Origin of the sequence: Bradyrhizobium yuanmingense, from assembly GCF_029167105.1 — a bacterium.
GTDB classification, from domain to species: domain Bacteria; phylum Pseudomonadota; class Alphaproteobacteria; order Rhizobiales; family Xanthobacteraceae; genus Bradyrhizobium; species Bradyrhizobium yuanmingense_A.
The window spans coordinates 1-11,754 of sequence record NZ_JARFML010000040.1 but is presented as its reverse complement, the minus strand read 5'-3'; the positions used below and the strand labels follow the sequence as shown (position 1 = coordinate 11,754).

General features: G+C 65.4%; 9 protein-coding genes. 5 read left to right on the top strand and 4 right to left on the bottom strand.

Annotated elements, in window-relative coordinates; genetic code table 11:
• Nucleotides 1-106 precede the first annotated feature (106 nt).
• Complete coding sequence (locus tag P0R31_RS34285; RefSeq protein WP_275519137.1) at nucleotides 107-742, bottom strand: arylesterase; 636 nt, start codon at nucleotides 740-742, stop codon at nucleotides 107-109.
• A 55-nt stretch (nucleotides 743-797) separates the two neighbouring features.
• On the opposite strand from P0R31_RS34285, the gene P0R31_RS34280 reads away from it, so the two are divergent.
• From P0R31_RS34280 to P0R31_RS34265, 4 genes are all read left to right on the top strand, one after another.
• A complete protein-coding gene (locus tag P0R31_RS34280) occupies nucleotides 798-1,517 on the top strand; it encodes an ABC transporter ATP-binding protein (protein ID WP_275519136.1) in 720 nt (239 codons plus the stop codon).
• Entirely contained in the window at nucleotides 1,514-4,081 is a 2,568-nt protein-coding gene (locus P0R31_RS34275; RefSeq protein WP_275519135.1) for an ABC transporter permease, read from the top strand. Before P0R31_RS34280 ends, P0R31_RS34275 begins: the two co-directional genes overlap by 4 nt.
• A 280-nt stretch (nucleotides 4,082-4,361) precedes the next feature.
• A complete protein-coding gene (locus P0R31_RS34270) occupies nucleotides 4,362-5,153 on the top strand; it encodes a Bax inhibitor-1/YccA family protein (protein WP_275519134.1) in 792 nt (263 codons plus the stop codon).
• A 250-nt stretch (nucleotides 5,154-5,403) separates the two neighbouring features.
• On the top strand, nucleotides 5,404-5,934 hold the full coding sequence (locus P0R31_RS34265) for a GNAT family N-acetyltransferase (RefSeq protein ID WP_275519133.1): 531 nt from the start codon (nucleotides 5,404-5,406) through the stop codon (nucleotides 5,932-5,934).
• Between the two features lie 145 nt (nucleotides 5,935-6,079).
• Here P0R31_RS34265 and P0R31_RS34260 read toward each other — a convergent pair whose 3' ends face one another.
• The 3 genes from P0R31_RS34260 to acnA all read right to left on the bottom strand — a co-directional run bounded on the left by P0R31_RS34260 (nucleotide 6,080) and on the right by acnA (nucleotide 10,715).
• Entirely contained in the window at nucleotides 6,080-6,451 is a 372-nt protein-coding gene (locus P0R31_RS34260) for a DUF2794 domain-containing protein (protein WP_275519132.1), read from the bottom strand.
• Nucleotides 6,452-6,986: 535 nt separating this feature from the next.
• Nucleotides 6,987-7,763: a DUF1223 domain-containing protein gene (locus tag P0R31_RS34255; RefSeq protein WP_275519131.1), complete on the bottom strand. Its 777-nt coding sequence runs from the start codon at nucleotides 7,761-7,763 to the stop codon at nucleotides 6,987-6,989.
• Between the two features lie 231 nt (nucleotides 7,764-7,994).
• Nucleotides 7,995-10,715, bottom strand: a complete 2,721-nt coding sequence (gene acnA / locus P0R31_RS34250) for an aconitate hydratase AcnA (RefSeq protein WP_275519130.1) — start codon at nucleotides 10,713-10,715, stop codon at nucleotides 7,995-7,997.
• A 241-nt stretch (nucleotides 10,716-10,956) separates the two neighbouring features.
• Between acnA and ccmA the strand changes: the two genes are divergently transcribed.
• A complete protein-coding gene (ccmA, locus tag P0R31_RS34245) occupies nucleotides 10,957-11,559 on the top strand; it encodes a heme ABC exporter ATP-binding protein CcmA (RefSeq protein ID WP_275519182.1) in 603 nt (200 codons plus the stop codon).
• Nucleotides 11,560-11,754 lie beyond the last annotated feature (195 nt).

The following is an 11,754-nucleotide window of genomic DNA, read 5'->3' as shown; positions in this document are numbered from 1 at the left end:
CGAATCACCGGTACCCTGATTCCTATCGCAGTTGTGTGACTCTGCGAAGCACACCGCGCCTCACCCCGGTAAAACCCTGGGAATTAGGGTTAGCGTTGCCTGGTTTTCAACGCCGTTGCTCAGCGATCGTGCCAACGAATGCCTCCACCATGGGCATGACCCTGCTGACGATGATGTCGACGCCTTCAGCGGTCGGATGAATGCCGTCGGGCTGGTTGAGCTTGGCATCGGCCGCGACGCCTTCGAGGAAGAACGGATAGAGCGGCACGTCGAATGTCTTCGCCAGATCCGGATAAATCGAATTGAAGCGCGCGGCGTATTCGGCGCCGTAATTCGGCGGCGCCAGCATGCCGCAGAGCATGACCGCAATCTTTCGCGCCTTGAGCCGCTGGACGATGTCGGTCAGCGCGGCGCGCGCCACGTCGGGATCGATGCCGCGCAGCGCGTCATTGGCGCCGAGCTCGACGATGACACCGTCAGTTCCATCGGGCACCGACCAGTCGAGCCGGTCGCGGCCGCCCGAGGTGGTGTCGCCGGACACCCCGGCATTGGTCATGTCGACCTCTATGCCTTTGGCCCGCAAGGCTTTTTGAAGCTTCTGGGGGAACGCCTCCTGGGCCGGAAGGCCAAGGCCCGCGCTCAGGGAATCGCCGAGGACGACGAGCTTGACCGGTTTTGTCGCACCCGCCCAAGCGGGGTTCGCCATCGTCATGACGGCGAGCATCAACACGGCTATGTGCATGAACAATCCGTAACGCCTCTCGACCCCGCGTGCGGACTTGCCATATGACCGGACCATGGACACTCGCATCGACCCCTCTTCGCTCGCCGCTACCGCGGACACCATCGCCATCTCCAACGTCAACCTCTCATTGGGCACGGGCGCGGCACGCGTTCACATCCTCAAGGATATCAGCCTGCGGGTCGGCCGGAGCGAAACGATCGGCCTGATTGGCCCGTCAGGCTCGGGCAAATCCACGCTGCTGATGGTGATGGCGGGGCTGGAGCATCCTGATAGCGGAGAGGTGGTGGTGAATGGCACGCCTTTCAATGCCCTCGACGAGGACGCGCTGGCGCGCTTCCGCGGACGCCAGGTCGGCATCGTCTTCCAGTCCTTCCACCTGATCCCGACCATGACCGCGCTGGAGAACGTCGCAGTGCCGCTCGAGCTCGCCGGCAACCCCGATGCCGCCAAGCGCGCGGCAGAGGAGCTGCAGTCGGTCGGGCTCGGTGACCGCCTGCATCATTATCCGACCCAGCTCTCCGGCGGCGAGCAGCAGCGCGTCGCGCTTGCCCGCGCGCTGGCACCCGATCCCGCGATCCTGGTCGCCGACGAGCCGACCGGCAATCTCGACGAAGCAACCGGAAAGCAGATCGTCGATCTGCTGTTCAGCAAGCATGCCGAGCGCGGCATGACCTTGGTGCTGGTGACGCACGATTCCTCGCTCGCGCATCGCTGCGACCGCGTCATCCGCCTGCGCTCCGGGCGCATCGACACGCAGTCTGCGCCCGCATGAGCGCCGTGGCCGAATCGTTCGCGAAGCCGAACGCCGTCGCGCTGTCGCTGCGCTACGCCTTGCGCGAATTGCGCGGCGGCCTGCGCGGCTTCTATGTCTTCATCGCCTGCATCGCGCTCGGCGTGATGGCGATTGCCGGCGTCGGCTCGGTGTCCGCGAGCCTGAGCGACGGTCTCGCACGCGAGGGCCGCACGCTGCTCGGCGGCGACGTCTCCTTCGTGCTGTTCCAGCGCGAGGCCAAGCCGGAAGAGGTCGCGTTCCTGCGTTCGCGCGGCACACTGTCGGCCGCCGCGACCTTGCGCGGCATGGCGCGTTCGGCTGACGGCAAGCTGGCGCTGGTCGAGATGAAGGCGGTCGACAACACCTATCCGATGCTGGGACAGCTGACGCTGGCACCAAAGCTGCCGATGGCCGATCTGCTCGCGATGCGTGACGGCGCGTTCGGCGCCGCCGCCGATCCGACGCTGCTGGCGCGGCTCTCTCTCAAGACCGGCGATCGCGTCACGATCGGGTCCGCAACGTTCCAGATCCGCTCCACCGTCGAGGCCGAGCCCGACAAGCTGGCCGGCGGCATCGGCTTCGGGCCGCGCTTTCTGATCAGCGAGGCGGCCTTGCGCGCCACCGGCCTGATCCAGCCCGGCAGCCTGGTGCGCTGGGTCTACCGGGTCAAGCTGCCGGAGGCCGCGAACAACGAGCGCGCCACCGAAGCCTTCATCGCGGATGCGCGCAGCGCCGCGCCGCAGGCCGGCTGGGAGATCCGCAGCCGCTCCAATGCCTCGCCGCAGCTCGAGCGCAACATCAACCGCTTCACGCAGTTCCTGACGCTGGTCGGGCTTGCCGCGCTGCTGGTCGGCGGCGTCGGCGTCGCCAATGCCGTCAAGAGTCACATCGACCGCAAGGTCGAGGTGATCGCTGCCTTCAAGGCCGTCGGCGCCACCGGCCGGGACGTGTTCGGCATCTACCTGGCGCAAGTGGTCCTGCTGGCCGCGATCGGGTCCATGATCGGCCTGGCGCTCGGCGCCGCGATGCCGTTTGCGATCGTTGGCCTGTTCGGCAAGCTGTTGCCGCTGCCAGTGGTGCCGGCCGTGCACACCGACGAGCTCGCGCTGTCCTTCCTCTACGGCCTCCTCACCGCGCTCGCCTTCGGCCTGTGGCCGCTCGCGCGCGTGCACGACGTGCCGGTGGCCGCGCTGTTCCGCGACACCATCAGCTCCGAATGGCACCGGCCGCGCGCGAGCTATCTCGTGTTCATGGCCGTCGTGATCGCACTCCTCATCGCGGTCGTGATCGGCCTGTCGTTCGACAGGCGCATCGCCGCGGTGTTCGTTGCCTCCTCAATAGTCGTGTTCGCCTTGCTGCGCGGCATCGCCGCCCTGCTGATGACGATGGCACGACGGCTGCCACGGACGCGGCTGCCGATGCTGCGGCTTGCGATCGCCAACATCCACCGGCCGGGCGCGCTGACGCCGTCCGTCGTGCTGTCGCTGGGACTCGGGCTCGCCGTGCTCGTCACCATCACCCAGATCGACGGCAATCTGCGCCGGCAGTTCCTGGCGGCGCTCCCCGACCAGGCGCCATCGTTCTTCTTCATCGACATTCCGAGCGCGCAGGCCGAGCAGTTCGATGGCTATCTGCGCCAGATCGCCCCCGGCGCCAGGATCGAGGACGTGCCGATGCTGCGCGGACGCATCGTCGCCGCGCGCGGGGTGCGCGCCGAGGAGCTCAAGCCGACCACAGATTCGGAATGGGTGCTGCAGAGCGACCGCGGCCTGACCTACACCGCCGAGCTGCCGAAGGGCTCCAAGGTGGTCGAGGGCGAATGGTGGCGCGCCGATTATTCCGGCCCGCCGCTGGTCTCGATGGAGAAGAAGATTGCCGACGGGCTCGGCCTCAAGCTCGGCGACGAGGTGGTGGTCAACGTGCTCGGCCGCGACATCCCGGCCAAGATCAGCAATTTGCGCACGATCGACTGGCAGGGGCTCGGCATCAATTTCGTCCTGGTGTTCTCGCCCAACGCCTTCAAGGGCGCGCCGCACACCCACATCGCGACGCTGACGGAAGCGGGCGGAAAGGCGGGCGACGGCAAGATCATCAAGGAGGTCGCCGACGCCTATCCGATGGTGACGAGCGTGCGCGTGCGGGAGGTGATGGAGACGGTCGGCTCCGTGGTGACCAATCTGGCCCTGGCGATCCGCGGCGCCAGCGCCGTGACGCTGATCTCGGCGATCCTGGTGCTGGGCGGGGCGCTCGCCGCCGGCCACCGCCACCGGGTCTATGACGCGGTGATCCTCAAGACCCTGGGCGCGACGCGGCTGCGGCTGCTCGGCGCCTATGCCCTCGAATACCTCCTGATCGGCCTCGCCACCGCGGTGTTCGGGGTGATCGCGGGCAGCATCGCGGCCTGGCTGATCGTGACGCGGCTGATGACGCTCACCTTCGTCTGGCAGGCCGGCAGCGCCGCCGGCGTGGTCGCCGCCGCGCTGGTCGTCACCGTCGGGCTCGGGCTTGCCGGCACGCTGCTGGCATTGAACAAAAAGCCCGCCACGGTGTTGCGAAATTTGTGACAAAATGTAGCGGCGGATCGTGCCGGGCGGAATCGCCCCGGTTTCGGCGATTAACCACGCTACCCGTCGGCTTCGCGTCAGGATTGACGCCGAGGGCGACATTCAGCCGCGCGTGGAAGGTTGCGGCGGATGTGTTAGTTTCCCACATATCGGATGGGTTCGGAGCCCCGATTGTGAGCCAAAATTTAGTCGGCTGGCAGCGGTCTCCGAGATAGAATTTGACGAACCGGCGGCATGGCGACCCTCGTGCCGGACCGGACCAACCAACGGGAATTCGACCATGTCGGACCTAGACCGTAACTACGCTTCTCCTTTCGGCAGGGCCGCCGGGCGTGTTGACGCCGCGACGGTCGATGCCGGCCTGCGCGCCTATATGCTGCGCATCTACAACTACATGACCATTGGCCTGGCCATCACCGGCCTTGCCGCGCTCGGCGTCTACATGGCCGCCGTGACCGACGTTCCGACGGCGGACGCCGTCCGCGTCGGCAAGGTGTTCCTGACGCCGTTCGGCTACGCCATGTTCGTCAGCCCCCTGAAGTGGCTGTTCATCCTGGCGCCGCTCGCGATGGTGTTCGCGATCTCGGCGGGCATTAACCGTCTGGCCCCCTCGACCGCCCAGATCCTGTTCTGGGTGTTCGCGGCGCTGATGGGCATCTCGCTGTCGTCGATCTTCCTGGTGTTCACGCACACCTCGATCGTCCGGGTGTTCTTCATCACCGCGGCGACCTTCGGTGCGCTGAGCCTCTATGGCTACACCACCAAGCGTGACCTGACCGGCATGGGCTCGTTCCTGTTCATGGGCCTGATCGGCATCGTTCTCGCCAGCCTGGTGAACCTGTTCCTGGCCAGCTCGATGCTGCAGTTCATCGTGTCGGTGGTCGGCGTGCTGGTGTTCTCGGGCCTCACCGCCTGGGATACCCAGCGGCTGAAGAACGACTACATCTACGGCTATGCCTCGGCCGGCGGTGACATCGCAGAGCGTTCGGCCATCACCGGCGCACTGTCGCTGTACCTGAACTTCATCAACCTGTTCACGCTGCTGCTGCAGCTCCTCGGCCAGCGCGAGTAAGCTCTGAGACGAGAGAACGGACACGAACCCCGGCCGAAAGGCCGGGGTTTTCGTTTGAGGGTACGGCCTCTCCCCGTCATTGCGAGGAGCTCGCGACAAAATTGCGCAGCAATTTTGCGCTGATGCGACGACACAATCCAGAGCCCCTCCGCAGATGCATTTCTGGATTGCTTCGGTGCGCTCGCAATGACGGGTGTGGAGGCAGCGCAGCCTCTTCCGGCCCCTCAGGGAACGCTCTATCCTTCCTCCCATGTCCGCACCCGATATCAGGCCCACCACCGAGGCCGACCTTCCCGCCGTCACCGCCATCTACCAGCAGGCCGTCCGCGAGGGCACGGCGACGTTCGAGCTGGAGCCGCCCGACCTCTCGGAAATGACGCGCCGCTATCGCGCGCTGATCGACGGCGGCTATCCCTATTTCGTCGCCATACTGGACGGGCGCGTGGCCGGCTATGCCTATGCCGGCGCCTACCGGCCGCGGCCCGCCTATCGCTTCACGGTGGAGAACTCGATCTATCTCGATCCCTCCTTCCACCGCCGTGGTGTCGGCTCAATGCTGCTGGAACGGCTGATCGTCGAATGCGAAGCGCGTGGCTTTCGCCAGATGATCGCTGTCATCGGCGATTCCGCCAATGCCGGATCGATCGGCTTGCACACAAGGTGCGGCTTCAAGATGATCGGCACGCATCCCAGTGTCGGGCTGAAATTCGGCCGCTGGCTGGACACCGTGATGATGCAGCGCGACCTCGGCGAGGGCGCGAGCACGGTGCCGGGGAAGTAGTTCACCCGTCATTCCGGGGCGATGCGCAGCATCGAACCCGGAATCCATTGAACGACACGGGCGGTGGAGCGATGGATTCTCGGGTGCGCAATTGCGCACCATAGCTCTCGACTTCGTCGCGCCCCGGAATGACGACCGAAGGTCGTCACACCACCGCCAGTTTCCGATCGATCACCAGCAGCACCCGCTCGAGCTCGTGGCCGCGGCGCAGGATCAGGCCGGTCGCCGAGATCACGCTGTACATGCCCTGCTTGCGCGCGAGGCGCGGGTCCTTCTCGATGCGATAGATCGGCACTTCCGAGGCGCGGCGATAGACCGAGAACACGGCGCGGTCCTTCAGGAAGTCGATGGCATAGTCGCGCCACTCGCCGTCGGCGACCATGCGGCCGTAGAGATTGAGAATCCGGTGCAACTCGAGCCGGTTGAACGTCACCCGGTTCGGCTGCGGATGCGCCGCGGCAGGACGCGCCGCCGCGCGCTGCTCGCTCGGGTCGGCATCCTCCGACGTCAGACTCATGGGAAGCGCCTCCTCATCGCACGGCTATGACCCGCGTCCCGCCAGACCGTCCCCGGAACCGCGTTCGTGACAATTGCATGATTGCGCCAACCGTTCCGCATCGCAAGGGGGGCCCAGCCCTTCCAATCGATGCCGCATCAGGCACACGCAAGGGTGGAACTCCGTCGCGGCAAACCGTCACGGGATCGTTAGCAGGAATCATAGTATCGCCGCTTTTCCGCCAACCGCCTGCCGCCCTGCACTGCAAAAAGGGTGACGTGCGTTGACCCGGTCCTTTCGGTTCCGGATTCCTCAGCCCCCAGCCCCCCGGGGTCGAACAGGATCGGGTCTGTACGCACGACAAGGAGGGCCAACGCAAGTTGGTCCTTTTTTGTTTGTGCCGCGATGTTTCCGGCGCGCTGTCATTCTGGGGCGCGCGAAGCGCGAGCCCGGAATCCATCTATCCATTTTACAAGCTGAGCCATGGATTCCGGGTTCGCGCCAAGAGGCGCGCCCCGGAATGACGAGCATCAATCGCTGATACGTTCTGCTTGCTTCAATGCAGCGACGTGTACGCCGCACCCAGCATCGGGCCCGGTCTCTCGCGGCTGCCGTCCTGGACGTAGACCACCGCGCCGTCGACGCCGTCGCGCGTGAGGTTCTCGATCGGCACCGTCCAGCTCTCCGGACGGCCGGTCCAGTCGCCGACCTTGAGCAGGCTGCGCACCACGTTGTGATAGGTGACCTGCTGTCCCTTGTTCTCGCCGCGGGTGATCGCGATCGGCACCGACTTCGCGATCGAGCAGATCCAGACCTCGCCGCGCGAGACCGTGGGCTCCTTGCTTGCGGCTACCGACACGTTGATCTGCTTGCCCGAGAGCGACATCGTCACCGGCACGCTCATCACGCCGGTGCCCTTGTCGGTCTTGCCGATCGCTTTCTCGATGCCGGCACGATCGCTGCCGATGACATGGGTGGAGCCGTTGACCACGACCTGCGGCGTGTAGACCTCGCGGTCGCCGCGCATGCGCGAATAGGCACGCTGCCGTGCAGAGAAGCGCGAATCCGCCAGCGTGTCCTTCCAGCCGAGATAGTCCCAATAATCGATCGGCATGCTCAGCGCGATGACGGAGGGGTCCTTGGAGAGATCACCGATGATCTGGTCGGCGGGCGGGCAGGAGGAGCAGCCCTGCGAGGTGAACAATTCGACGACGGCGCGGGGTTCAGCCTCGGCAGGACGAATGACGGCGATGATCGCACATATGCCGAGAGCTCCCGACCAGAGGGCGCCGGACCAACGTGGAATCAGATGGGAAGCCGTCATTGTCGTCATGTCGAACGCCGCACACCGTTGCTCTCAGGGGGAAATCTTATCGCCGGATGGTCACCGTAGTCTTACGGGGCGCGGTACATTCATCCATCCGGGCCACCGTCCAAAGGGAGGTTTTCCGCCGGGCGGGCCCATCTGAAGCGTACCGCAGACGCGCGAAGGCGGCCTTTGATAGGCCGCCTTCGTTAAGGCTTCTACTCACTTCGCAGTGAGCCATCATTCACAAATCCGCGTTTACGCCGCGAGCTTGCGCAGCACGTAGTGCAGGATGCCGCCGTTGCGGTAGTAGTCGAGCTCGTCCAGCGTATCGATGCGGCAGAGCAGCGAAACGCGTTGCAGCGAACCGTCGCCGGAGACGATCTCCGCGGTCAGCTTCTGGCGCGGCTTGAGGTCGCCGACGAGGCCACGGATGGTCACCTGCTCGTCGCCCTTCAGCCCAAGCGACTGCCAGGAGGTGCCTTCCTCGAAGGTCAGCGGCAGCACGCCCATGCCGACCAGGTTGGAGCGGTGGATGCGCTCAAAGCTCTGGCAGATCACGGCGCGCACGCCGAGCAGGCGCGTGCCCTTGGCGGCCCAGTCACGCGAGGAGCCGTTGCCGTACTCGGCACCCGCGAACACCACCAGCGGCACCTTCTCTTCCTGGTACTTCATCGCGGCGTCGTAGATCGACATCTGCTCGCCGTCGGGCCAGTGCTTGGTCAGGCCGCCCTCGGGGATGTTTCCGTCCGCGCCCTTCAGCATGAAGTTCTTGATGCGGATGTTGGCGAAGGTGCCGCGCATCATCACTTCATGGTTGCCGCGACGCGTGCCGTACTGGTTGAAGTCGGCCGGACGCACCTGGTGTTCGCTGAGATATTTGCCGGCGGGCGAGGTGAGCTTGATCGAGCCGGCCGGCGAGATGTGGTCGGTGGTGATCTTGTCGCCGAACATGGCGAGGATGCGCGCCTCGACGATGTCGGTGACCGGCTCCGGCTCCTTCTTCATGCCTTCGAAGTAGGGCGGATTCTGCACATAGGTCGAAGACATGTTCCAGCGATAGGTCTCGCTCTCGACCGTCTTGATCTTGCGCCAATTGGTGTCGCCCTTGAACACGTCGGCATACTTCTTCTTGAAGATCGACGCGGTCACGAACTTCTTCATGAAGGCATTGATCTCCTTGGTCGTCGGCCAGATGTCCTTCAGATACACCGGCTTGCCGTCCTTGCCCTCGCCGAGCGGCTCGGTGGCGAGGTTCTTGGTGACGCTGCCCGCGAGCGCGTAGGCGACGACCAGCGGCGGCGAGGCCAGATAGTTCGCCTGCACGTCCGGCGAGACGCGGCCTTCGAAGTTGCGGTTGCCGGAGAGCACGGCGGCCGCGACGACGCCGTTGTCGTTGATCGCCTTCGAGATCTCCTCAGGCAGCGGACCGGAATTGCCGATGCAGGTGGTGCAGCCGAAGCCGACCAGGTTGAATCCGACCTTGTCGAGATCGGGCTGCAGACCGGAATTGGCGAGATATTCCGCGACCACCTGGCTGCCCGGGGCGAGCGAGGTCTTCACCCACGGCTTGGCCTTGAGGCCCTTCGCAGCCGCATTGCGCGCGAGCAGGCCGGCGCCGATGAGGACGCTCGGGTTCGAGGTGTTGGTGCAGGAGGTGATCGCGGCGATCACGACGTCGCCATGGCCGATGTCGAAGTTCTTGCCTTCGACGGGGAAGCGCTTGGCCGGCTCCTCGGCCTTCTTGTACTCGCTGGCGAGCGCGAGCGAGAAGCCGTCCGCGACGGTGGGCAGCGCGATGCGGCCTTCGGGGCGCTTCGGGCCGGCCATCGAGGGCACGACGTCGCCGAGGTCGAGGGTCAGCGTTTCCGTGAACACGGGGTCGGGCGACTTGGCGGTGCGGAACAGGCCCTGCGCCTTGGCATAGGCCTGCACCAGCGCGACGCGGGCCGAGGCACGGCCGGAGGTCTTGAGATAATCGAGCGCGGCGGCATCGACCGGGAAGAAGCCGCAGGTCGCGCCGTATTCGGGCGCCATGTTGGCGATCGTCGCCTTGTCGGCGACCGAGAGGTGGTCGAGGCCGGGGCCGAAGAACTCGACGAACTTGCCGACCACGCCGAGCTTGCGCAGCATCTGCGTCACGGTGAGCACGAGGTCGGTCGCGGTGACGCCTTCCTTCAGCGCACCCTTCAGCTTGAAGCCGACGACGTTGGGCAGCAGCATCGACAGCGGCTGGCCGAGCATGCAGGCTTCCGCCTCGATGCCGCCGACGCCCCAGCCGAGCACGGCAAGACCATTGACCATGGTGGTGTGCGAATCGGTGCCGACGAGCGAATCGGGATAGGCCACCTCGAAGGTGCCGGTCTTCTTGCCGACCGTCATCTTCTCCTTCTTGGTCCAGACCGTCTGGGCCAGATATTCGAGATTGACCTGGTGGCAGATGCCGGTGCCGGGCGGCACGACGGAGAAGTTCGAGAAGGCCTTCTGACCCCACTTCAGGAACTCGTAGCGCTCCTGGTTCTGCTTGTATTCCTCGGTGACGTTCTTGCCGAAGGCCTTGTTGTCGCCGAAGAAGTTCACGATCACGGAATGGTCGATGACGAGATCGACGGGCACCAAGGGGTTGATCTTATCAGGCTCGCCGCCGAGCTTCTGCATCGCGTTGCGCATCGCGGCGAGGTCGACCACCGCGGGCACGCCGGTGAAGTCCTGCATCAGCACCCGCGCCGGCCGGAAGGCGATCTCATGCTCCAGCGACTTCTTGCGCAGCCATTTCGACACCGCGACGATGTCTTCCTTCTTGACCGAGCGGCCGTCCTCGTTGCGCAGCAAATTCTCGAGCAGGACCTTCATCGAATAGGGAAGTTTCGAAATTCCCTTCAGACCATTCTTCTCGGCGGTGGGCAGGCTGTAATAGACATAGGTCTTGGCGCCGACCTTGAGGGTCTTTTTGCATTTGAAGCTGTCGAGCGAGGTCATGTAGGAGATCCCAATTGTTAGTTATACCCGGCAGGGTATTTTAACACCGTCAGCGTATCAGGCTGGGCCGCTTGCAGGGGCAGGTTGAGTTGCTGCATCAAGTAGTTCCGGGCTTATAGAAGCTTTCTAACCGCGCCGCCACAGCCACTATCGTGCCGCAGCAATTCGCGAGCCAAAAATTCCCATGCGCTACCCCAAGATTTCCTGAGGCCTGGCTGTGAGCGGACTGAACCAAGGCGACATGCGGCTGTCAGGTCACGGGCTGAGATGCGTGCGGGGCGGGCGCGAGGTGTTCGCCGGGCTCGATTTCGCGGCCGGGTCGGGCGAGGCCGTGGCGGTCGTCGGCCGCAATGGATCGGGCAAGACCTCGTTGCTGCGGCTGATCGCGGGCCTGCTCGTTCCGGCCGGCGGGACGATTGCGCTGGAGGGGGGTCATAGTGAGCTGACCCTGGCGGAGCAGTGCCACTATCTCGGCCATCGCGATGCCCTGAAGCCGGCGCTGAGCGTGGCCGAGAACCTGACGTTTTGGGCCGATTTTCTCGGCGGCGAGCGTTTCGATGCGGCCGAGAGCCTCGCCGAGGTCGGCCTCGACCACACTACCCATCTGCCCGCCGGATTCCTGTCCGCCGGACAGCGCCGCCGGCTCTCGCTGGCGCGGCTGCTGACGGTCCGCCGCCCGGTCTGGCTCCTGGACGAGCCGACCAATGCGCTTGATGTCGCCGGTCAGGACATGTTCGACGGCCTGATGCGCGAGCATCTGGCCGCCGGCGGCATGATCGTCGCGGCGACGCATGCCCCGCTCGGCATCGAATCGCGGGAGCTGCGGATCGGGGGGGCGGCGTGATTCCGATGCACCCTCAGCTTTCCAAGCGGCCGGAGACCGGCCTCTCCGCTCCCTCCCCCCTTGTGGGGGAGGGCCAGGGAGGGGGGTGCCACACGGCGTGCTCTATCGGCTCCAGCGTCTTGGAGACGACAGCTCTGTTGCAGGCGGCTCGCCTCAAACGAGCATCTCGCCCGGGGCTACCCCCCTCCCCTGCCC